At 35.4% G+C, this 22,284-nt stretch carries 21 protein-coding genes and 3 tRNA genes; 17 read left to right on the forward strand and 7 right to left on the reverse strand.

All coding sequences use genetic code 11. The annotated features are described in order from the left end of the window. Positions 1–222 precede the first annotated feature (222 nt). The gene (gene gdhA / locus BT999_RS09705) at positions 223–1,578 is read left to right on the forward strand and encodes an NADP-specific glutamate dehydrogenase (RefSeq protein ID WP_072697600.1); all 1,356 of its coding nucleotides are present in this window, start codon (positions 223–225) and stop codon (positions 1,576–1,578) included. Between the two features lie 232 nt (positions 1,579–1,810). Here the strand turns inward: gdhA and pbpC are convergent, their stop codons facing one another. Both pbpC and BT999_RS09715 read right to left on the reverse strand, forming a co-directional pair. Beyond that, a complete protein-coding gene (pbpC, locus tag BT999_RS09710) occupies positions 1,811–4,231 on the reverse strand; it encodes a penicillin-binding protein 1C (protein ID WP_072697601.1) in 2,421 nt (806 codons plus the stop codon). A gap of 30 nt (positions 4,232–4,261) precedes the next feature. Continuing rightward, positions 4,262–5,500: a sensor domain-containing diguanylate cyclase gene (locus BT999_RS09715; protein ID WP_072697602.1), complete on the reverse strand. Its 1,239-nt coding sequence runs from the start codon at positions 5,498–5,500 to the stop codon at positions 4,262–4,264. A gap of 222 nt (positions 5,501–5,722) precedes the next feature. Here BT999_RS09715 and BT999_RS09720 point away from each other — a divergent pair. The 7 genes from BT999_RS09720 to BT999_RS09750 all read left to right on the forward strand — a co-directional run bounded on the left by BT999_RS09720 (position 5,723) and on the right by BT999_RS09750 (position 10,398). Further along, a tRNA-Gly gene (locus tag BT999_RS09720) sits at positions 5,723–5,797 on the forward strand. A gap of 12 nt (positions 5,798–5,809) precedes the next feature. Further along, positions 5,810–5,884: transfer RNA gene (locus tag BT999_RS09725), tRNA-Cys, on the forward strand. A gap of 98 nt (positions 5,885–5,982) precedes the next feature. Then, positions 5,983–6,057, forward strand: a tRNA-Gly gene (locus tag BT999_RS09730). Between the two features lie 365 nt (positions 6,058–6,422). After that, the gene (greA, locus tag BT999_RS09735) at positions 6,423–6,920 is read left to right on the forward strand and encodes a transcription elongation factor GreA (RefSeq protein WP_072697603.1); all 498 of its coding nucleotides are present in this window, start codon (positions 6,423–6,425) and stop codon (positions 6,918–6,920) included. Positions 6,921–7,238: 318 nt separating this feature from the next. Then, positions 7,239–8,966 carry an alginate export family protein gene (locus BT999_RS09740; protein WP_072697604.1) on the forward strand — a complete coding sequence of 576 codons (1,728 nt, stop codon included), beginning with the start codon at positions 7,239–7,241 and terminating at the stop codon, positions 8,964–8,966. Between the two features lie 381 nt (positions 8,967–9,347). Further along, complete coding sequence (locus tag BT999_RS09745) at positions 9,348–9,872, forward strand: hypothetical protein (protein WP_072697605.1); 525 nt, start codon at positions 9,348–9,350, stop codon at positions 9,870–9,872. 109 nt (positions 9,873–9,981) lie between these two features. After that, positions 9,982–10,398: a sugar 3,4-ketoisomerase gene (locus tag BT999_RS09750; RefSeq protein ID WP_072697606.1), complete on the forward strand. Its 417-nt coding sequence runs from the start codon at positions 9,982–9,984 to the stop codon at positions 10,396–10,398. Positions 10,399–10,465: 67 nt separating this feature from the next. On the opposite strand, the gene BT999_RS09755 is transcribed toward BT999_RS09750, so the two are convergent. The 3 genes from BT999_RS09755 to BT999_RS09765 all read right to left on the reverse strand — a co-directional run bounded on the left by BT999_RS09755 (position 10,466) and on the right by BT999_RS09765 (position 12,675). Beyond that, on the reverse strand, positions 10,466–11,287 hold the full coding sequence (locus tag BT999_RS09755) for a histidinol-phosphatase (RefSeq protein WP_072697607.1): 822 nt from the start codon (positions 11,285–11,287) through the stop codon (positions 10,466–10,468). Positions 11,288–11,323: 36 nt separating this feature from the next. Continuing rightward, positions 11,324–11,614, reverse strand: a complete 291-nt coding sequence (locus BT999_RS09760) for a late competence development ComFB family protein (protein WP_072697608.1) — start codon at positions 11,612–11,614, stop codon at positions 11,324–11,326. Positions 11,615–11,820: 206 nt separating this feature from the next. Further along, positions 11,821–12,675: a 1,4-dihydroxy-6-naphtoate synthase gene (locus BT999_RS09765; protein WP_084650678.1), complete on the reverse strand. Its 855-nt coding sequence runs from the start codon at positions 12,673–12,675 to the stop codon at positions 11,821–11,823. Between the two features lie 1,169 nt (positions 12,676–13,844). Here BT999_RS09765 and BT999_RS09770 point away from each other — a divergent pair. Further along, positions 13,845–15,245: a sensor histidine kinase gene (locus tag BT999_RS09770; RefSeq protein WP_072697610.1), complete on the forward strand. Its 1,401-nt coding sequence runs from the start codon at positions 13,845–13,847 to the stop codon at positions 15,243–15,245. A 109-nt stretch (positions 15,246–15,354) separates the two neighbouring features. On the opposite strand, the gene BT999_RS09775 is transcribed toward BT999_RS09770, so the two are convergent. Both BT999_RS09775 and BT999_RS09780 read right to left on the reverse strand, forming a co-directional pair. After that, a complete protein-coding gene (locus BT999_RS09775; RefSeq protein WP_072697611.1) occupies positions 15,355–15,672 on the reverse strand; it encodes a TusE/DsrC/DsvC family sulfur relay protein in 318 nt (105 codons plus the stop codon). 351 nt (positions 15,673–16,023) lie between these two features. Continuing rightward, positions 16,024–16,704 carry a CBS and ACT domain-containing protein gene (locus BT999_RS09780; protein WP_072697612.1) on the reverse strand — a complete coding sequence of 227 codons (681 nt, stop codon included), beginning with the start codon at positions 16,702–16,704 and terminating at the stop codon, positions 16,024–16,026. 217 nt (positions 16,705–16,921) lie between these two features. On the opposite strand from BT999_RS09780, the gene BT999_RS09785 reads away from it, so the two are divergent. From BT999_RS09785 to BT999_RS09825, 8 genes are all read left to right on the forward strand, one after another. Next, positions 16,922–17,788, forward strand: coding sequence for a YitT family protein (locus BT999_RS09785; RefSeq protein ID WP_072697613.1), 867 nt, complete (start codon positions 16,922–16,924; stop codon positions 17,786–17,788). 68 nt (positions 17,789–17,856) lie between these two features. Next, complete coding sequence (locus BT999_RS09790) at positions 17,857–18,783, forward strand: pyridoxamine kinase (RefSeq protein WP_072697614.1); 927 nt, start codon at positions 17,857–17,859, stop codon at positions 18,781–18,783. 369 nt (positions 18,784–19,152) lie between these two features. After that, on the forward strand, positions 19,153–19,506 hold the full coding sequence (locus tag BT999_RS09800; protein ID WP_072697616.1) for a hypothetical protein: 354 nt from the start codon (positions 19,153–19,155) through the stop codon (positions 19,504–19,506). Positions 19,507–19,727: 221 nt separating this feature from the next. Continuing rightward, positions 19,728–19,970 (forward strand): hypothetical protein, encoded by a 243-nt coding sequence (locus BT999_RS12425; RefSeq protein ID WP_143145541.1) that lies wholly within the window; start codon positions 19,728–19,730, stop codon positions 19,968–19,970. 40 nt (positions 19,971–20,010) lie between these two features. Continuing rightward, a complete protein-coding gene (locus BT999_RS09810) occupies positions 20,011–20,559 on the forward strand; it encodes a hypothetical protein (RefSeq protein ID WP_072697618.1) in 549 nt (182 codons plus the stop codon). Between the two features lie 22 nt (positions 20,560–20,581). Then, complete coding sequence (locus BT999_RS09815) at positions 20,582–21,103, forward strand: DUF2628 domain-containing protein (protein WP_072697619.1); 522 nt, start codon at positions 20,582–20,584, stop codon at positions 21,101–21,103. A 46-nt stretch (positions 21,104–21,149) separates the two neighbouring features. Next, positions 21,150–21,479: a hypothetical protein gene (locus BT999_RS09820; RefSeq protein ID WP_143145542.1), complete on the forward strand. Its 330-nt coding sequence runs from the start codon at positions 21,150–21,152 to the stop codon at positions 21,477–21,479. Between the two features lie 103 nt (positions 21,480–21,582). Then, positions 21,583–22,230 carry a DUF2628 domain-containing protein gene (locus BT999_RS09825; protein ID WP_072697621.1) on the forward strand — a complete coding sequence of 216 codons (648 nt, stop codon included), beginning with the start codon at positions 21,583–21,585 and terminating at the stop codon, positions 22,228–22,230. Positions 22,231–22,284: the final 54 nt, after the last annotated feature.

Consider the following 22,284-nt stretch of genomic DNA (forward strand, 5'->3'; position numbering starts at 1 on the left):
CTAAGAAAAAAAAGAGGTTAAGACAAACAAAAGGTATCTTAAATAATTTACTTTTTTCTTGCAACCAATAGAATTATCAAATTTTTTTGATTTTTTATAAAAAAAAATAGACAAGAACAAGGCTACAAGTTAAATTAAATCACGTTTTAGTTGGCTCCTTTCCCTGTATTTATCATAACTGCAAGGAATATTATTATTTTTTTAAATCTTAGGAGAATTACAGTGTCCCAGTATTTACAAGAAGTTTCTGAAAAAGTCAGAAAAAATAACCCGGGTGAGCCTGAGTTTTATCAAGCAGTTGAAGAAGTTCTTCACTCTCTTGCTCCTCTTTTCAATAAAGAACCCAAATATCAAAAACATAAAATAGTTGAACGCTTGGTTGAACCTGAGCGTCAAATTATTTTTAGAGTCGCTTGGATTGACGATAAAGGCGAAGTTCAAGTTAACCGCGGGTTCCGTGTTCAATATAACTCCGCAATCGGGCCTTATAAAGGCGGAATACGCTTTCACCCAAGCGTATATAGCGGAATTATCAAATTTCTCGGGTTTGAACAAATTCTCAAAAACTCCCTTTCAGGTCTTGCCATCGGCGGAGCAAAGGGCGGTGCAAACTTTGACCCTAAAGGCAAGTCAGACAACGAAATAATGCGTTTTTGTCAAGCCTTTATGACCGAACTCTATCGTCATTTAGGGCCGACCATTGACGTTCCTGCCGGAGATATTGGCGTAGGAGCAAGAGAAATCGGCTATATGTATGGTCAATATAAACGTCTTACTCATGCTCACGAAGGCGTTCTTACCGGAAAGGGTCTGCTTTGGGGCGGTTCTTTGGCTCGTAAAGAAGCAACAGGCTATGGTTCTGTATACTTTGCCGACGAAATGTTAAAAAGTCGCAACCAAGGCCTCGAAGGTAAAATTTGTACCGTTTCAGGTTCAGGTAACGTAGCTATCTATACCATTGAAAAATTATATCAACTCGGTGCAACCCCTGTTACCGTTTCTGACTCAAGCGGTATGATTTACCACAAATCAGGTATAAAACTTGATGTTTTAAAACAAGTAAAAGAGAAAGAACAAGCCAGAATCTCTCGTTATGCCGAACTTTGCCCAGATGCCGTGTTTACTCCCGTATCTGCTTACCCTAAAGGGCGTAACGCTGTTTGGTCGGTTCCTTGTCAGGCTGCATTTCCGAGTGCGACCCAAAACGAATTAAACCTTGAAGACGCTACAGAACTATTGAAAAATGGTTGTATCTGCGTTTCCGAAGGTGCAAACATGCCAAGCACAGCTGATGCTGTTAACGCATTTTTAGCCGCAAAAATCTCTTATGCTCCGGCTAAGTGTTCCAATGCGGGCGGAGTTTCCACCTCTTTATTGGAAATGTCTCAAAACGCAGTCATGATGCAGTGGAGCTTTGATGAAGTAGACGCAAAACTCAAAGGCATTATGAGTGGAATTTTTGATGGCGCAAGTCGCACAGCCAAAGAATTTGGCGAGCCACACAACTTGGTTCTCGGCGGAAATATCGCCGGTTTCCGTAAAGTTGCCGATGCTATGATAGACCTTGGCGTTTATTAAAATATACTGAAATAATTAAAATAACCGTTATGTCTTTGGATATGACGGTTATTTTTTTATAGTCTGTCTAAAAAACAAAGAAGAGCCTTTCGCCAGAAAGATACTCCAAACATCACCGAAACAAAGAAAAATTAAATTTTTCTGTAAAATGAGTGTTTATTCTTTTATTCATATATGCATACAAAGCATAACACGATGAAAAAACTACGCAAAACCAAATTTTACAATGCCCTTAATTAGACTGAGTTGTGCTGTTAGTAGTGTTCAGCTCAAGATTCAAAACAGGTAATAAACTCGAGGGGGCGGCCTTGCTTCCTATTCCAAAAATATTTATTTCGATTTTATCTGTCTTACCTGCTTCATCTACAACGCTGATACTGTGTCGACCTTCGCTCATTTCCCACAATAATTGTTCGCCTGACTGTTGAACGGCAAAAAAGGTTTTGTCGATATACCAATAAATTTTACCTGCTCCGCCCTCACTAACTAAAGATATTTTTTGATCTTTTACATTTTGTCGAATAAATATCTTACTTTTTGGTAAAGGTGAGGTAATCTGGATTTTTGGCGAGTGTCTTACCTGTGCCTTAAATTTAAGAGCAAAATCTGCCAACTCAGACGGCCAAATAGTTTGCACCACTGAGCCAACTGATTTATGCAAACTGCAAGGTTTTGTACTGCTGACATTTTTAATGCGTAAAGCGGGAATGCTCGAAGGACACTGCGGCGTAAGGCCTTGTCCAGAAACCGAACAAGCTTGAAATTCTTCAATATCATCAGGCATCTTATACCAATATTTATTGAGATCTGAGCTTCTTGTTCCCATATAAGTTTTCATAAAGTCATTTAAAATTCTTAAAGCTATCGGTGCCGCAATGCGTAAACCGACCAAATCTTTGTCGGAAGTTCCGTTCATATTTCCCACCCAAGTAACAACCGTATACCTTGGAGTATATGCGGCACACCACGCATCACGCAAACCAAACGAAGTTCCGGTTTTAAAAGCAATATTCGGCAAAATTTCGTTACCTGTTCCACTCACAAGAGAAGCCACTTTACGCCTGTTGTTTAAAGTATCGGCAACAAACCACGCCGCACTCTCTGAAAAAAGCGGATCTTTTCCCAGTTCACTACCTTTTACAAAAAGCTTAAGGCTTTCGTCTGCTTTTTCCGTATTTTTATTTAAACCTTGCTGTTTCACTAAACTCATTGGCTTTGGAATACCCAAACGAGCCAAAACGGAATAAGCATTCGCCACTTGCAATGCGTTCACTTCGCAACCGCCCAAAATTAAGGAGTCGCCATAAAAACCACTTTTTTGGGTTAAAAAAGAAAAGCCCAAACGCCTTAACGCAATTAAGCTGTCTTCATAACCAATACGCCTTAATACCCTGATCGCAGGGGCGTTTAAAGACTCTGACAAAGCAAATCCAACCGTTACCGGCCCTCGATATTTTTCATCAAAGTTTCTTGGGGCAATGCCGGAAAAAGCCAAGGGACTGTCTGCTATCAAAGATTTTGGAATAAAAAAACCACGCTCAAAAGCCGTTAAATAAAGAAAAGGTTTTAAAATAGACCCGGGAGAACGCCTTGCACGCACACAATCAACCCAGTTTTTATCCGTTCCGTGTTCATAGCGCGCATTACCGACATAAACCAAAATTTCACCGCTGTGATTATCCAAAGCAATTAAAGACGCCGTTAAATCAGGGCTATAAGAAGCCAAATAATTTTTTAAAAAAGCTTCAACCTGTTTTTGTTTCTTTAAATCCAAAGAACTTATTATTCCAAACCGTTCTTTATTTCTAAACCACTTAAATTCCTCTTTCGACAAAGTTTCAAGCAACAAGTCGAAATAATGTCTCGCCTCGGCAGGCATTTGATACTTAGAAAGAGGAATAGTTTCTTCTTTTGCCAAATTAAAATCAGCTTCTGAAATAATGCCTTTTTGAAACAACAAATTTAAAATTTGATCTCGACGTTCTCTTAAGGCAGTTTCATTTCTATCAGGGCGATAATAAGTCGGACCTCTCAATAAAGCGATCAGCATAGCTGATTCTGAAAGCGATAACTCTTTGGCTCTTTTACCAAAATATTGTCTCGACGCCGCTTCAACCCCTCTTAAAGTTCCGCCAAAAGGTGCCCTGTTTAGATAAAGTTCTAAAATTTCATCTTTGCTCAATTCAAGCTCTAACTTAACAGCCTGTATAAACTCAAATAGTTTTGACTTTAAATTTCTTTCTCTTGGGTGAGAAAGACGAATAAGTTGTGAGGAAACAGTCGAAGCCCCGGAAATAACTCGTTTTGCCTTTATATTTTGCCCAATAGCACGCAACAAAGCCAAAGGGTCAACCCCGTTATGTTCATAAAAACGCCTGTCTTCAACAGCAATACAAATTTTCGGAAGCCATTTTCCCATATCTTTTAAAGGAATTGGAAAAAGCCACTCTTCTTTTACCGATAATCTGGCAGCAAACAAAGTATTATTGCGGTCATATACCGTTGGTGAAATATAAAAATCTTCAACCAACTCACGCTGAGACGGCAATAAAAACAAAAGTAAAAAAAGATAGGCAAACCAAACAGCCAAAGCCGAAAACAACAACAAAAATATTTTAAACAACGGGTTAAAAAAACTTATTTTGTGAATCATAAAAAAATCAACAAACTCTCACTCTCAAGACTAATTTGCAACACAAACACGATTTCGCCCGCTTTGTTTAGCATTATATAACGCCGCATCGACTCTGGCGATTAATTCTTTTGACTCTTCGTTCTCACGGGCCAAAGCCACACCCAAAGAAACAGTAATAAATACTTCTTGATCATTAACTTTTTGAGCCTTTTGAGAATACATAACACGGATTTTTTCCGAAACTCTTAAAGCGGCACTTAAAGGACCGCTAAAGATAATAATAAACTCTTCACCGCCATAACGACAAGGAAAATCACTAGCTAAACGGATATTTTCTTTAATTGTGTTTGCTAAATCAATAAGGGCAACATCACCAGCCGGGTGTCCGTAAGTATCGTTAAAATTTTTAAAATGATCAACATCAAGCATAATCAGACAAACACCGTCTTGATGTGTTTTATTCATTCGGGTTAAAACCGTACTTAAAGTTTCATCAAAAAAACGCCTGTTATATAAAGATGTTAAACCATCAGAATAAGATAAAGCCTCTAAATTTTCTTTAGCAACCGTAAGTTCAATATGTTCTCTTGAAAGTTGAAGAATAAACTTGTTTCCTATCCAAAGCATAAAAACAAGTTCAAACAATAAAATCCCTTTATAAAGCACATCTGCTCTATAAGGCGTTACCGCAAGGTTTGTCGGGTCGCCAAATAAAATTAAAACACTCCAAACAATAAGAACCAAGCGACTTAACAAAACTTCTTTTCGAATAAATATTTTTTTATTCCACAAAAACAAAGTAATTGAGATAACAAAAAGGTTTTGAAATATAATGATATAATAGTTAATATATGCAATATTAATTTTAACTAAAGGCGGAATAAACAAAACCAGCCCGACAATCAAAATCGCAACTTCAAAAAAACTATTAAAAAAAGGCAATACATAGCGTTTTAAAAGTTCTTTTACGCCAAGCATATAAGCGGAAAAAACCGTTAATATCGAAAAACTAAGAGCAAGAGACGGATACTCAACAGAGTTAAACGCTTCTAAGCGCCACTCTCCGGCCGAGACCAGACTTAAAAAACAAAGCATGAATATATAAATAAAAAAATAAAGGTCAGCAATGGTTTTATGTTTAAACTTTATAAAAAAGCGTAAAATTAAAAGCATTACAAACACGGTTCCGTAGAAAAAGCCTTCAAAAAAACCGGTATTCATAATGGTTTGAACATTTTTAACCAGTTCTATTGCCTGTACGGTACTTTCATCTAAAACATTTGACATTATTTAAAGGTTTCCTACCTTAAGAAAGTTAAAGAAAATCACGCTAATTTATTAATTGAAACAAATTATTTTGAACCCAAAAAATATTTTATTGTTCTATCTAAACTGACAATAAACGTTTTTCCCAAAATATAAAAGACAAATATTAAAAAATCTCTTATTTTCTCAAAACAAATAACTTGACAGTTTATCGTCAATTGTATAAAAACAAAAACTCGTTGAGCGGGAGTAACTCAGCGGTAGAGTGCAACCTTGCCAAGGTTGAAGTCGCGGGTTCAAATCCCGTCTCCCGCTCCAAATTGTTTCTTAGGCGGCATAGCCAAGTGGTAAGGCAGAGGTCTGCAAAACCTTTATCCTCCAGTTCAAATCTGGATGCCGCCTCCAGTTTTCAATAAAAATCTCTTTATAAAATCGGAATATTGTAAAATATTGCTTGATTTATTTTCATAAATTATTTAAAAAAAAATTGCTTTTCAAATACCGCGGGAGTAACTCAGCGGTAGAGTGCAACCTTGCCAAGGTTGAAGTCGCGGGTTCAAATCCCGTCTCCCGCTCCAATAAAATTTATTAAATTTAAGCTGAATGTCAACGTTCAGCTTTTCTCTATTTTAATCATTTAGCTAATATAAGGCTAAGTTTTTTTTACTGCTTGCCAAAACAATTGTAAGCGTATATATAAATAAAACTATCCTGAAAAAAATCACTGCCCGTATAAATATCAAGCCGATACTTTATGCGGACAGTTTTTATTTTTACAACTTTCAAACTTAGTAAATTTTTTAATATATTTTGTTGTTTTATAAAAATAATATTGTTTAATTTTCATATTCCACGTTTAACTCACATTTAAACTAAAGCGAGTTAGCGTTTTTTTATTATATAATGTTAACACATTTTTTATTTATTTTCAGAGGTGAAGATTATGAGTTCTATTCCTATTTCAATTCAAGGCTTTGAGCGTACCAAAATTGAGCTTGAACGCCTTAAAGCCGAACGCCCCGGCGTTATTCAGGCAATTAAAGAAGCCAAAGAAGAAGGCGACCTTAGCGAAAACGCAGGATATGACGCCGCCAGAGAGCGTCAGGGTATGCTGGAAGCAAAAATTCGTTATATCGAATCTCGCATGCCCCAGTTTAATGTTCTTGACCTTGCCAATATCCAAAGCGATCAGGTTATTTACGGTGCAACGATTAAGATCGAAGACTTAGACTCGGGCGAAGTCAAAGAATATTTACTTTTAGGCCCTGATGAAACCGATTATGTTTCGGGTTCTATTTCTGTATTTTCCCCCGTTGGTTTAGCTCTTTTAGGAAAATATGAAGGCGACGAGGTTATTGTTGATGCCCCTCGCGGACGTATTAACTATGAGATTATCTCTTTAGCTTATAACGGCGTTCCTAAATTTAAAGACTTAGACTAAGCCGTATAATAAATGAGCGGGCGAAAAAACGCTTTTTTAAAAAATAAAAACTATAACCTTATATATAGGCGAAAAAAAATTAAAAATATTTTTTACAGGCTGAATTATATAAGGTTATAATTTTTATGACTATTTTAGAATTATTCTAGACAAATTATAGATTTTTTATAAAAAGTTTAATTTTTTTTACATTTTTTAAAAAAAAAGCTTGTCAAATTTTTTAAACTACTATATAACGAAGCCATAGTTTGTTTACAAGAGTAAACGAAGTGTTCTAAACATCTTATAAATTTAAGACTTTTTAAAAGGAAGGTAACAATGAAACGTATTACTTCATTAGTTCTTGCCGGATTGTTAGGCTTAGGTTGTGCTACTTCTGCTTCAGCAGTAGAAATCAAAGCTTCCGGTAACTATGACATGGCTTTTGGTTGGCAAGTACAAGCTGCCAAAGGTTCAACTGATTTTAGAGGCGAGTCTTTTTATCAAGAAGCTGATTCTGATAACTTTAAAGCTATCCAACGCTTCCGCACCCAAATCGATATTATCGCTTCTGAATCACTCAAAGGTGTTTTATTCTTTGAAATCGGCGATATTGACTGGGGTCAAGGTAACGGTTCTGCGTTTGGCGGTGCTGCTGACAGAAGCGGTGCTAACAGTGGTGGTGCTTTAGGTACTGACGGTGTTAACATCGAAACTCGTCGTGCTTATATTGACTGGTATGCTCCTGGTACTGATCAAAAACTTAACTTCCGTATCGGTCTTCAAGGTCTCTTGTTGCCTGGTGCTGTTGCAGGATCTCCTGTATTAGATGACGACGGTGCTGCTTTCGTTACTTCTTATAAAGTAAACGATAACTTCGCTCTTACCGCTCTTTGGGCTCGTCCTTGGGACGGTCAAGAAAGAGACGGTTGGGGTGCTGACGAATCTGATGAAATGGATATGTTTGCTTTGATCGCTCCTGTTACCCTTGATGGTTTTAAAATCACTCCTTGGGCTTCTTACTTGACAGCCGGTGCTGATACTCCAGCCTTACAAGATCCAGAAACCAACTTCTTATTTCCTGCAAACTTAAGAGCTGATGGTTCTATTGACAATCGTCGTATCTTGAATAACAATGGTGGATTACAACCTGCTGGTGATTGGTTCGTACGTAACCCTTATGCACATGGATACAGCTTCTTTGATATGGCTGTTCCTGGTCAGGCTAACCCTATCGACAATCGTCTTGATCCAAGCATTGGTGGCACTGATGCATGGTGGGTAGGAACTGCATTTGAAATGGATCTTTTTGACCCATTCGTAGTAAAAGCTGACATCATGTATGGTTCTTCTTCTACTGACAATGCTGTTCGTCGTTACAACTATCATGCTGCAACCGACACTTATACTACTAGCATCAGCGATTTTAAAACAAAAGGTTGGTTAGTAGACCTTTCTGTTGATTACAAAGCTGAGTGGGGTACTCCTGGAATCATGGGTTGGTACTCAACCGGTGATGATCGTAGCGACTGGCGTAAAGGCGAAATGGGTCGTATGCCTACAGTTTCTGCTAGCTACGGCGTAGGTTCTTTCGGTACTGATAGATCACAAAGCGGTGTTATGACTGATACTCAGTTAACTACTTCCGGTATTGGTATGTGGGGAGTTGGTCTCTATGTTAAAGACGTAAGCTTTATCGAAGACCTCAAGCACAGCTTAGGCGTTTACTACTACGGTGGTACTAACGACAAAGGCATAATCAGAGATTTACGTAGAAGCTTTTCCGGTGCTGTTCCTGTACAAGGTTCAATGGGCGGAAATCCTGATGACCTCTACTTAGTAGAAGGCGAAGGCGCTTGGGAAGTTAACTTTGACCACAGCTACAAAATCTATGAAAACTTAACTTTCATGGTTGACTTAGCTTATATCAATCTTGATTTAAGTTCAGCTCGTAACGTTAACTATACTGATGGTGTTGCAGCTCCTAACACTCGTTTCACTTCAGTTAGCGGTTCTAACGTAGAAGACGCTTGGAAGGCTCAAGTTGGATTTAAGTACGACTTCTAGTCTTAAAAGTTAAATTAGTTTAATTAATATAAAGACCCCTGAGATTTTCTTAGGGGTCTTTTTTTATATAAAATTTATCTTGTAAAACCAAAATGAAAACCATTGTACAATAGTCGCCAAAGCCTCCAATAATCTCAAGTTGCATAAAAATAATTTTCAGATATAATTAACCTTGAAAATAAAACACAAGAATTAAAAAAAACTTGGGAATTTTTTGCCTTTATAAATACGTTTAAAACAACGAGGCAATTTTTTCTTGAACAATTATAAAAAAACACAAATAAAACAACGACTTATATAAACAAATCAACAGGCACGCTTTTTGCTTTAGTTTTAATGTGAATTAAATAAATAGTTCACAATAGTCATTTTGGGGGCGCTATGAGTATTAGTCTAGAACAAATACAAATTATTCAAGCAGGTCAGGCAGACACACAAAAGAAGCCTGTTCTTCAACAGAGCGAAGAATTTAGCAATTTATTGGCGTCTAAATTAGATGTTAAAAATACTAAAGCTTCTACTTTGTTAGCTCCGCCACCGGGTTCAGGATTAGGGCTTGCAACTGATGCGTCCGGAATTCCCCTGCAAACAGAGGCTGTGTTAAAAACACTTTCACCGGTTGATGCTGAGGCTGAACAAGAAAAGCTTTTATTAAGCAATATGACAAAAGGTGTAAACGACCTTATTGACGGCTTTGAACGCTATACTAACAGCTTAAACAACAACTCAGAAAGCTTAAAAAACGCACACTCACTATTGCAAGACCTGTCTAACGGAGTTAAAACTCTACGCCTTGACACTCAAAACCTTTCAACCAAAAATCCAAGTATGGAAAATATTTTGAACGAACTTGATGTCTTGGCAACAACAGAACGTTTTAAATTTAATCGTGGCGATTATCTTTAAAAACCTGCCGTTTTTATTTACCTAAATAATTAGGTAAAAACTTAAAGAGGTTACGACTAATAATCGCAACCTCTTTTCTATAAAACCCCAAAAAACAGGAATTGACAACATGGTAGATTATTCTCTCTTAAACTTTCAGGTAGCAGGCGACCACACGGGTAACCTTATCGCCTTAGAAAAAGGAAAACATTTCCCTTTTGAGATCAAAAGAGTTTATTATATCTGGGGAACAGCCGCCAATGCCGTGCGTGGCAAACATGCACATCGCAAACTAGAGCAAGCTATAATCTGTACATCTGGTTCGTGCGATTTTATTTTGGATAATGGGAAAGAAAAAGTAACCGTTCATCTCAATTCTCCCACACAAGGCTTATATATTAAACATAATATTTGGCGTGAATTCACAAATTTCAGCCCTGATTGTGTTGTAATGGTTTTAGCCTCAGAACACTATGACGAAAGCGATTATATCAGAGATTATGATGTTTTTTTACAAGAACTTGAAAACTCTTCATCGTCTAAATAAATATGAATAAACTTTTATATTAACAAAACCCAAAACAGCTCACAGAATAATATAAAAAGTTAGCTTTTTAAAACGCTTGGCTAATCATCTTTCTTTCTTTAAAGTAAACGCTTTGGGTAAAGCCAAATTTTTTCGCATAAGTTTCAAGTAAATCAAAACCAAAAGCCACCGTATTCACACAATGAGCATCAGAGCCAAAGCTAATCGGCAACTTTAATTCGGCAGCCATCTGCATTAACACATCGCAAGGGTAAATTTCATTACAAGGTTTGCGTAAGCCCGCAGAAGAAATTTCCATAGCCATTCCACTCTCTTTTATACCTTTTAAGGCTTTATAAACAAGAGCTTGTGAGCTTGGCATATTAAGCCAGCGTTTGAAAATATGTACAGAAAAGATCTTAATCAAATCAGGGTGAGCGACAATATTAAATAAGCCAGTTTGAGTTAGGCGATAAAGATCGTTATAATATTCTTCATAATATTTAAAGGCTTGTTCTTCACTAAGAACTTCCCAATCTTTTGCCGAAGAGTCAAAGCCCCACTTACCTAAAAAATGTAACCCGGCAATGACATAATCATAAGCCTCTGCCTGACACAAAGTTTTGACATAAGACTCTTCTTCTCTAATATAATCAAGCTCTAAACCATGGAGAACCAAAATTCCATCAGAGTTATTTTGTAACGCTTTTACTTCGTTATGATAATTTTTAAAATTTGCGTTTAAACGTTCTTGATAATCCTGAGGATAAATATAAGCCGAAGGGCGTGGTGAATGTTCTGAAAATCCAAATATTTTAAGCCCTTTTATTAAAGCGGCGTTATACATTTCTTGAGAGCTTGCCTGAGCGTGCGAATATTTTGTGTGTGAGTGTAGGTCAACAGTAATCAAAAAAGTCTCCTAAAAGATATTCTATCAAACAAGCAATTAATGTTTAGGAACTTTTTGAACCTGAAGAGCCGAACGCTCAACTGCTTCGGAGACCTCATAATCTTTAACCGGATCTCTTAAAACAATAGTTCCAACTTGAGTATAACGTGCCGGAAGGTTATTAAGAGCCAAAGCATAAATGTCTTGAATATCTTTTGCGTTAAAACCTAAAAACTGGTTGTCTTGCAGGTATTCTTCAATAGCTTTAATTACTCGCAATTCATTACGATTTCTAATATCGTATAAATTGGCATCACCAAATTCATATTTATCACGGTTTTTTGACACTCAAGCCTCCTACAACACAAGAACAAAGGGTTTGAAAACCTAAAAGAACTCTTATATAACTACACCAATCACATCTCTAACGCAACAAAATATTTACTATAACCATTTAGAACTATATGCAAATAGATAAACCAGTAAATTTCAAATACTTTTCGACAAAATTTTCATATTCTTAATACAATTACATAAAAAAACACAACTCTCGATTATTCAACAAAAACAGTATGAAAATCAATTTTTTTATTTTCTGAGTTTGAGTGGTGCTTTAAAAAAGTTAAAATCGCCTCTTCACCGCTTTTATCATAATTATAGCTCCACTTTGTAACAAAAGTGTTGATATGTGAGGCAATAACAGCATCATTCAGTTCTTGTGCATGTTCTTTTATATATGAAAGGGTTACAAGCGGATTAGCCTCGGCATATTTTATACTCCGGCGAATCGCTTCTTCCAAAGCTAAAAGGTTCTTGTATCCTAAACTTCTTTTCGCAACAATCACCCCTAAAGGCAGAGGTAAATTAAACGTCCCTTCCCACCATTGACCTAAATCGAGCAAACATTCCAAGCCATAGTCTTGATAAGTAAAACGCCCCTCGTGAATCACAACGCCCGCCTTAAAACGCTTTTCTTGAATAGCCGGCATGATTAAATCAAAACGCAAAGGAACTCTCTCGCCATAAAAAGTATTGTTCATACGTCCATATACAGACAACAGGTTGTTTGCCGTTGTATATAAACCGGGAACAGCTAAAGAAATATCTTTTAACGCTTCAAGCGTTGTACCTTTTTCAGCTAAAAGAACAGGACCACAGCCCAAACCTAAAGCACCACCTGATCGCAAAACAACATATTCATCTAAAATATAGGGTAAAGCTCCGATAGATACCTTACACACATCAAAATCGGCAATAAAATCTTTATTAATCAAAGCCAAATTTAAAGTTTCTACATCTTCCAAAAACCAACGACAGGAAGCGGGAGAAGCAACTAAATTTTTAATTAGAGCATGAAAGATATAAGTATCATTCGGACAAGGAGAAATTCCAACAGTTAAGCTCTGCATCAACACACCACACAAAGAAGTAAGTTTTATAACCTAAAAAACGAACGTAAAAATCAAGAAAAATAACATCAAGATCATTGCAAAACTCTGTTTTGCGTGCTTTTATTATCGTTTGATGCTCTGTATGCACATAACATAAAACGTTTTAAGACACAAAAACCACTAATTTTACAGGGAAATTAAATTTTCCTTATTCGTGATTTGGAGTGTCTTTCTAATGAAAGCCACTTTGAGCCTATTGCACAATAGTCTCAAATCAACATTCCTGAATCAACACAATAAGTTGTTTTTATATTTGTTTCAAGCAACAAAAAAAGTAAAAATATCTTTTGTTTTCTTATTTTTACAAATTCTTGTTATATAAAGACGAAAAAATATCTGTTATAAAAACAAATAAACCCGCCTTAACAATTGTTATAGCGGGTATATTTTTTGATAAAATAACTCAACAAGGAGGAAATATTTAAGTTATCTTATCATAAGGTCTTAAACCTGTGTGTGTTTGTGTGTGTTTTTTTGGTGTTGCTAAACTAAAAAAGGACTAAAGCGAAGGGGTTAAAGTGTTTAAGTTTGGTGTTGCCGCACCAAATTAATTGAATTTTGTATCTTTATATATTTTTACAAGTTGCCTTGTTAATCTTACTCTGTAACCTGATGATTAAGAGGAAGAAAGTCTGAACAGACCTGAGGAAAGAACAAGGCAACTTAATAAAAGTGTTCTAAATTTATATAAATTAAGAACTTCATCTCTTTGTTAATTTAGTATAAGCATAGACCATGCCAAATAAAACATACAATTAAAACAAGACATTATAAGAAAAGTGCAAAATATATTTTGTGCAAAACTGCAAAAAAATGCACATAAATATTCAAAGTGCAAAACGCTTGCACTTTGAGATTAAATTATAAAGCGATAAAACCGTTCACACTATAAAAATATACATAAAAAAGTAATATTTAACTTTTTTACTGGATAATAATTTAAAATCAATGTATTTGTAAAACGATTACGTCTAAAAAACAAAAAGCTATACAATCAAGCAAGGCACACATTAAACTTTTATCTGAGTGAATTATCACAGCTAGTTAAACTAAAATATCTTTTTTCTGTTTAACGGGTAAACAAAAATTCAGTGTTTCTTATCGCTTTGAAATAAGCGGGGGCTTTTATGAAGACCGATAAAGTAAAAGAAAAACTATTGGTAGATGAAGAATTTGTCTCTTTACGCATTAAAGATAAAATAAATGATTTTAATAATTATGCGTTTTCTAAAGAACAATCTTATGCTCTCAATATTTTTTTCGATTTAGCCCAAGAATTTAATTCTACAGACAGGCTTTACACCTTAGCCGTTTTGGTCGCCGATATTTTTTTCGATCTTGAATCTCAACTTTTTGTGCTTGACTCAATTTTTCAACACAATATAGGCACAACCACAACACCCTCTTTAATTCTAAAAGCCTCTACAGTAACCCAAAATTCCGATGATTTAAAAGCTGATGAGCTAATCGAACTCATGCACCAAAAACCAAATTGGTTTAAAGAATATTTTTGTTGCCCAATAATCGGAAAAAACTGTATCGAAGGAAGCTCAGACAAAACAAGTTGTGAGGCAAAAATTGGTATCTTTGCCTTTAAACCTAAAAATAACACAGACAAGCTAAACAAACTTTATTGTGAAAAATATACAAACAGAGTCGGTGTTCAGCTTCACAACAGGATTTTATCAACTCAAAACTTGATGCACATCAGCTTTGTCAAAAAACTCGTCCACGATATTGGGCATAACGTTATTGTGCCTAATATGTATTTCAAACTCTTAATTCAACAACTATACAGCAAAATAGAAAACCTTTCTCACTTAAAATATTCCATACTGCGAGAAAAACCTTCGTATGATGAAATAACAGGCGATATACACGCCTTACATCAAAGTTTGGAAGAACAATATACCGAAATATATCACCACTTTCAACAAACCAGCTTGTTCTTAGAAGCCTTGTTGCGCCAAAGCCATTTTGATCAAGGACGTTATGTCTTAAACTGTAGCCAAGTCAGTTTAATGGAAAAAATTATTCTGCCCCAACTCGAACGCTATACCTCTCGCATGAAAGAAAGAAATATTCTTTTGACCTTACCCGAATATGATCTTGCAACGGATCAAGACATTATAGTCTCTGCTGATATTGGTCTTTTAAGCCAAGTTATGGCAAATTTTTTATCTAACGCAGTAAAATATACTCAACCAACACCAACTTCAAACGTAAAAAAAGTACGTTGCACTGTCGAAATTTTACCCAACCACTTTAAAGATCAAGAAAGCGGTGTTAAGGTTTCGCTTATCTCAAGCGGTCCTTTAATTGACCAAGAAGATGCAGTCCATCTTTTTGAAGATAACTTTCGAGCCTCAAACTCAAAAAATGAAAACGGAACCGGACACGGATTGCATTTTGTAAAAGAAATGATTGCACAACACAGTGGCGAAATCGGGTATGAAGTTATAGATAACTCAAATTCATTCTATTTTATTTTGCCTTGTTCTACAACAACATGCACCGCAGATTTATAATACAAAACGACTAAAAACTACTTTATCATAAAGAAAACACCATAAAAAAAAGACGGGCAAAAAGCCCGTCTTTAAACATCTGTGGTTTTAACCGACAGCCAAAAGAGTATTATACACAACCTGTTGGTTTAGGTAATCCACTCATTTTACAGGCACCTTTACCAGGACCTGAAGGGAACAATTCATAAACTTCTTTCAATTTGAAACCGGTGTTTTTAGAAAGAATACGAACCATAGGAGCGATACCATTCTTTCTGTAGTAATCTTGCAAGAAGTCAAGAATCTTTTGGTGATCAGGAGTAATGTCGGTGATACCTTCTGAGTCTTTTACATACTCCATCCAATCTGGGTTCCAATCATCAAAACGTAAGAGGAAACCATCTTCGTCAACTTCAAACTCATGACCTTTATAAGTAATACTTGCCATAATTCGTCCTCCTTGGACTCAATGTTTTTTATTTAAACAACCTAACACAGATTTGTTTATATTAAAAATTGGTTTACGCTAAAAAGCCTTAACTAATAGACATATAAACTGCCTGACTACATCAAACGATATTATAAAAAAACTTTGTTGTGAAATTAGAAATATTTTCTTAAACGGAATATTTATTTTTGTCAATTTTTTTAAAAGCAAAAGACATAAAACAAATCAACTATCTCGTTTAAGATAATGCCACAAAATAAAAATTAAATCAAGTCAGTTTCAAAAAAGAGATAAGATTAAATAGATAAATCAAACCAACAAGTTAATGATGAAGGATATTTATCAATAAAATTACGACTTAAAGGCGTTCGTTACAACGCTTGATTTTTGGGCATAAACCAAAGGGAAATTAGCTTTAACTTCTTCTATTATTTCCGCTTCGCAAGTTATATCTCTTATGCGAATATAAACCCTGCGAACAGGTGCGTCTTCTGCTTCGATAGACGTCAAAATAGAAACGATTCTTGCCCCCTTACTTCTTAACAAGTCGACTATCGGCTTTAAAGTTCCCGGGGCATTTTCCAAATCAAAAGCCAATTGCAGACCGCCTTGTTGAATTCCGGTAATGGCAATAAAAACTTTAAATAGGTCGCTGTCTGTAATTATTCCCTCTATTCGCCCTAAATCATCAACAACGGGCATTCCGCCGATATTAAGCTCAACAAGTTTAAGGGCAACCATCTCAACAGAGTCCTCAGCCCGCACACAAAAAGGCTTTTTGGTCATAATATCTTTAATTTTTAACTCAGACAACAAATAATGCAACTCGTGCATATCAAGGGTTGTTGCTTTAGACGGCGATGCTTGTTTAATATCCCTGTCTGAAATAATTCCGACAACTTTACGCGAAGCTTCATCAATAACAGGCAAACGCCCAACGTTTTTTTCCTGCATTAAACGCTTGGCTTTCATCATTGAGGTATCGGGGGTAACAGTTATTACATCTGTTGTCATCCACTCTTTAATAAGCATTGTCAGCACCTCTTCATAAACAAGATAAAAAAGTTAAAAAGAATTATTTTACAAACTCACAAAAAATTATAGTAAAATCATACAACAATTGTTATAAGGAAACAGCAATTTTTAATATTTCAAAAAAATTATTCTATTGCAACAACTTTAAAGCGATATATAACCCCTTGAAACATAATTTTCTATATGTATATACAATACTAAGTAGGACTCTAATATGACAAAAGATACATTTTTTGTAAATAGCCGAGACGTTTTATTACAAATTACATTATTAACTGTTGGTTGTTCTATTTATGCCTTTGGCGTTAAGAGTATACTCGTACCTCAAGAATTCATCAGTGGCGGAATTTTCGGACTTGGTATGTTAATCTATTATGCTTCCGGAATTTTAAGCCCCGCTATTTTATATGGCTTGTTAAATATTCCACTTTTTATTGCCGGTTGGGCTTTTTTAAGTCGCAGGTTTTTTTTCTATAGCCTTTACGGAATGGCGATAACAACAGTCGCCGCAGAGTATATTACTTATGTTATGCCCCTTAAAGACCCTTTAATTTCGGCTATAACCGCCGGTTGTATCTGTGGGGTTGGGCTTGGAATAATTTTTCACTCTAAAGGTTGCGACGGCGGAACTTCGGTAATCGCCAGTATAGTTCATGATAAATATGGAATAAAAATAGGTACGCTAAACCTTGTTATGAATTTATTTATTTTCGCACTGGCTTTATTTTATCTTGATTTTGATAAGATTATGTATTCTGTTGTTTTTATTTATGTTACAAGTTATGTAACTGATTCTGTTTTATCTATGTTTAACCAGCGCAAATTGGTTTTTATCATCTCAGAACACAACCACGCCATTGCTGACGCTGTTTTAAAACAGCTTAACAGAGGAGCCACCTTTATTCAAGGACACGGCGCCTTTTCCGGTGCCAAAAAAGATATACTAATGGTTGTAATTCATAACCATCAAATAAAACAGATAGAAAGCTTAATTTTTCAAATAGATCAAAAAGCTTTTGTAATTATTGAAAATACTTTTAACGTTCTTGGAACAGGCTTTTCTAAGGTAAAAAAATATTGATTTTATTATCTTTTAAACATAGTTATTAAAAAGAGTGTTTACTAAAAACTATACTAAAAAAAGATACTATGTTTATACCTATTTTAAATCCTGAAGAAAATGTAATTTCAAGAGTAGCCGCCATTCACGATTTATCCGGCTTTGGACGCACTTCTTTAACCGTTGTTATACCTATTTTGGCAAGTATGGGCATTCAAGTTTGCCCCCTGCCTACTGCTGTTTTATCTACGCATACCGCAGGTTTTGAAAACTTTAGCTTTATTGACTTAACCGAAACCATGTTCGCATCTTTAAAACATTGGCGTAGTTTAAATCTCAAGTTTGAAGCCGTTTACAGTGGTTTTTTAGGCTCGGCCGACCAAGTAAATGCCGTTGCCGAATGTTTTGAACATTGTCTTAAACAAGACGGCTTAGCTCTCGTTGACCCTGTTTTGGGCGATAACGGCGTTTTAGATCCGACAATGACCCCTGAAATTGTGGAAAGTATGCGTTGGCTTGTTACCAAAGCGGATATTATCACGCCTAACTTTACCGAAGCCGCCTTGCTTTTAAACGAAGAATATACAGAAAATATAAATGAAAACCTTTTAAAAAACTGGCTTATTCGCCTAACCGAATTAGGACCGAGAGTCGCCGTTATTACAAGTACGCCTTTACAAAACAGCGTTTTTAATCCTCGCTTAAAAGACAATAATCAGGCACACGATTTCGTTTTCGCTTATGACAAAGCCAACAAACTTGGTTGGAAAATACCTTGTAAATATGTGCCTGCACACTATCCCGGAACGGGAGACACCTTTGCCAGTGTTTTACTTGGAAGTTTATTGCAAGGTGATAACTTGCCGCTTGCGATTGAACGAGCTGTTCAATTTGTGGGTTTAGGAATTAGGGCAACTTTTGGACACGGGACACCACCAAGAGATGGTATTATGCTCGAACGAGTTTTACACGCCCTTTCAACCCCTGTAACAAACAGCAATTATGAGTTGTTTTAGTAAGATGCACCAGCCTAACAACATTAAAGCGATAGTAAAAACAAATAACAAACAGCAAGGGATAAACAGTCTTTTCCTTGCTGTTTCACTGTTTTTAACAAGCTATGCTACTATAACCTGGAGTATTCTTATCTTATCCATAACTCACACAGAGTTAGGCATGTTAGCATCAAAAATAAGACTCTGGGATATATTTAATTTCAATCCATATATATTAAATATAATGGCATTCATCTCTGGTCTTATTATTTTAAAAACCCATAGATGGCTGACATGGCTAAATTTATATATGCTATTTACTTATCCATTAATAGGATTTTCTATAGCCCTAAAATTCCGTTAACAAACCGCAATCAGGAGTTAATTTTAATGACAAATATCCCCCAAGAACTGACAGACACAGAACAAAAACACGCTATGAGAAGTTGTGTGTTTGCTCTTATTTCCAACACACTGACAGTCTATACTTTTTTTGTTTATGCTATTGTTTTTGTTAAAGAACGCCAACTGCCCCTTTTATCAAATATCCAAGATTTACCGATTTTTAATATTAACCCCTATCTGGTGAATATTATTGTTTTAATTATAAGTATCGCTGTTTTGAGAATAAATACAAAATATAGGTGGATTAGCGGGTTATCTGTTGTTTTAAATACAATAATGTTTATTTTTGGTTCAAGTTTCTTCTTTTTAATCTTGCTTTCAACGAGCCATATCGTTTAGTATAAACTTATTAATTACAATAACATTAACTTTTAAACCAAAATCACAATCAAGGGCAAGTTAAAATGTCTAACCCAACCAAACCAGCAAAAGTCAGAGTAAAAAGCAACACAGCTTATTTTTTAGGTATTTTTTCAATTATATTCGGGTGTTATTTACTATTCCTCCATCTATATTATATAGTGGCTCGAACGCTTTACTATTCGGACTTATATCTTAATATGACTTTTTGGGTCTCTTACATAGATAACAACGCTTTTTTAAGCAACCTTCTTGAGCGATCTTATCTCGCACTAGGCATATTGGGACCGAGCATAGGAATAATTCCCGCATTATACGGGCGAGACAAATTCAGTAACGGAAGAATACTCTCTTTAATCGGCTTAATTTTTAATCTTATTCTAATGATTCTTTCCGTATTATTAATATTTGTTGCGACAATGTTTGAATGTCCGGTTCAATAGAACTCCATAATATTTTCAAAATAAAAATTCAGGAATATTTATGTATTGCACAAAATGTCAAAAAGACGTTGCAGCCTTAAACGGAGTTTGTCCTCAATGTGGGGTTAATCTTAGCCATGCTCCGACCTTAGCAATACCAAATTCTACACCAAACAATATTTCAACTGGTTCTATAGAAGTATCTGAAACAAACTATAAAGCAAAAGGCAAAACAGAAAGTAACCAAAGTAACCAAAGTAGACAAAGTAATCAAAGTAATCAAAGTAATCTGGGCTATTTTTTAGGAATTTTTTCAATTATCTTTGGCTGTTATCTTCTTTTTGCACATTTGTACTATATGGAAATATTGCCGGATATGATGTTTTGGATTTTTTATATAGAAGGTAGCGACTTTACGAGCAAGTTTTTTTACCAATCTTATCTCTCTCTAGGTATATTCGGACCGGTAATAGGGATAGTTCCTGCATTATACGGGCGAGACAAATTCAGTAACGGAAGAATACTCTCTTTAATCGGCTTAATTCTTAATCTTATTCTAATTATTTTTTCCATATTATTAATATTTGTTGCGATAACTGTTGAATCGTAAACATAAAAACTAAGGAGCCTTTGTGTACTGCCGTAATTGTCAAAACAATAGTGTTAACTCTAACGGAGTTTGTCCAGAATGTGGACTATCTCAAAAAATTAAAAAAGAACCTGCACCATATATTCCTTATTTAGATGTGTCCTTGCGTTTAAAGAACGCTTTTTTGTTGATTGAAAAATATAAGATGTATTCCCCAAAAGGGATCATGATGCGTCCGCAAGACAAAAACAACGCGCCGACTTTCTCTGAGAAAATGGAACTGTTTTCTTGGATGACTTTTTTCTTTGGACCATTGTATTATCTATTTCTCGGAATGTGGCGTAAGGGATTAGTTTTACTTGCAATTAACATCATACTGGGAAGTGCTTTCGAACTATGGACCATATATATTTTATCAATAATGGGAATTGACATATTATTAATAATACAAATCTTTTATTTCACCAACATTGCATTCCTTATTACGCTTCACATTATCTTTGCAAAAACCGCCTTTTATGACCGTTACAGAACAATTATCAAAAAAGAAGCTTTTTGGTGGTAGATTTTTAATTTACATTTTAACATTGAAACAAGAAAAAGAAGCATTTATGTACTGCACAAAGTGCCAAAAAGACGTTGCCGCCTTAAACGGAGTTTGCCCTCAATGTGGGCAAGACCTGACAATATTAAAAAACAGAAAACCAATCAATCAAACAGCGACAATACCTAAAAATAAGGCTATATACTGTCCTCATTGCCAAAAATATGTGATTGAATCAAATGGTGCTTGTTCTCAATGTCATGAAAACCTTACAACCTCAACCCCAGAATCTCAAACAACTCAAAACAATAACAAACATACTGGCATAACTGTTTTACTTTTTATAATTTTATCTGTTACAGTATTTTTTATTTTGCAATATTTATACAAACACTAATGAAAACAAGATATTACAACGATTAAAATTTGTAAGAAAGAAGTTTTGAGCGGTAAATTTTTAATTTAACATTTTAACATTGAAACAATAAAAAGGAGCATTTATGTATTGCACAAAGTGTCAAAAAGACGTTGCCGCCTTAAACGGAGTTTGCCCTCAATGTGGGCTTAACCTTACCACAACTCCACCTTCAGCAAGACAAACGCCTCAACCCCAAAACATACAAAATCAAAACACCCAAAACTCAGATAATCCCTACCCAAACAACGATCCAAACCAAAATACCCAAGGGCAAAACAATTCCGCTCAACAAAACCAAACACTACGAGCTTTTTTCCCGCCTCATATTGACAACCTCGGTTTACCCTTTCGTTTAAAGTTAGCTTTTTTATTAATTGAAAAATATAAGATGCATTCTCCAAACGGAATAATGATGAGTCCGCAAGACACAAACAAAGCTCCGACCTTTTCTGAGAAAATGGAAATGTTTTCATGGCTGACCTTTTTCTTTACGGCATGGTATTATATTTTTACCGGTATGTGGCGTAAAGGTTTGAGTATCTTTGGAATTAGCATTGCAATAGCGATAGTTTTTGAAATTTTTACCGCAGCTATGTACACGGAAGAAGAACTTTTATTTGCAAACTTGATTAATGCTGTGATCAACATAGCTTTAAATATTATTTGGGCAAAAACAGCTTTTTATGACCGCTATCGTACTATTGTTAGAAAAGAAGTCTTTTGGTGGTAAACCACATTGACAAGGCATAGACAAATAACCCTTTTCTATTAAAACCTTACAAGA

This window comes from Desulfovibrio litoralis DSM 11393 (assembly GCF_900143255.1).
GTDB lineage: Bacteria > Desulfobacterota > Desulfovibrionia > Desulfovibrionales > Desulfovibrionaceae > Frigididesulfovibrio_A > Frigididesulfovibrio_A litoralis.

Coding starts and splice junctions, on each gene's coding strand:
- pbpC (WP_072697601.1), bottom strand. CDS start 4,231: ATGATTCACAAAATAAGTTTTTTTAACCCGTTGTTTAAAATATTTTTG.
- BT999_RS09715 (WP_072697602.1), bottom strand. CDS start 5,500: ATGTCAAATGTTTTAGATGAAAGTACCGTACAGGCAATAGAACTGGTT.
- greA (WP_072697603.1), top strand. CDS start 6,423: ATGAGTTCTATTCCTATTTCAATTCAAGGCTTTGAGCGTACCAAAATT.
- BT999_RS09740 (WP_072697604.1), top strand. CDS start 7,239: ATGAAACGTATTACTTCATTAGTTCTTGCCGGATTGTTAGGCTTAGGT.
- BT999_RS09745 (WP_072697605.1), top strand. CDS start 9,348: ATGAGTATTAGTCTAGAACAAATACAAATTATTCAAGCAGGTCAGGCA.
- BT999_RS09750 (WP_072697606.1), top strand. CDS start 9,982: ATGGTAGATTATTCTCTCTTAAACTTTCAGGTAGCAGGCGACCACACG.
- BT999_RS09765 (WP_084650678.1), bottom strand. CDS start 12,675: ATGCAGAGCTTAACTGTTGGAATTTCTCCTTGTCCGAATGATACTTAT.
- BT999_RS09770 (WP_072697610.1), top strand. CDS start 13,845: ATGAAGACCGATAAAGTAAAAGAAAAACTATTGGTAGATGAAGAATTT.
- BT999_RS09775 (WP_072697611.1), bottom strand. CDS start 15,672: ATGGCAAGTATTACTTATAAAGGTCATGAGTTTGAAGTTGACGAAGAT.
- BT999_RS09780 (WP_072697612.1), bottom strand. CDS start 16,704: ATGCTTATTAAAGAGTGGATGACAACAGATGTAATAACTGTTACCCCC.
- BT999_RS09785 (WP_072697613.1), top strand. CDS start 16,922: ATGACAAAAGATACATTTTTTGTAAATAGCCGAGACGTTTTATTACAA.
- BT999_RS09790 (WP_072697614.1), top strand. CDS start 17,857: ATGTTTATACCTATTTTAAATCCTGAAGAAAATGTAATTTCAAGAGTA.
- BT999_RS09800 (WP_072697616.1), top strand. CDS start 19,153: ATGACAAATATCCCCCAAGAACTGACAGACACAGAACAAAAACACGCT.
- BT999_RS12425 (WP_143145541.1), top strand. CDS start 19,728: ATGACTTTTTGGGTCTCTTACATAGATAACAACGCTTTTTTAAGCAAC.
- BT999_RS09810 (WP_072697618.1), top strand. CDS start 20,011: ATGTATTGCACAAAATGTCAAAAAGACGTTGCAGCCTTAAACGGAGTT.
- BT999_RS09820 (WP_143145542.1), top strand. CDS start 21,150: ATGTACTGCACAAAGTGCCAAAAAGACGTTGCCGCCTTAAACGGAGTT.
- BT999_RS09825 (WP_072697621.1), top strand. CDS start 21,583: ATGTATTGCACAAAGTGTCAAAAAGACGTTGCCGCCTTAAACGGAGTT.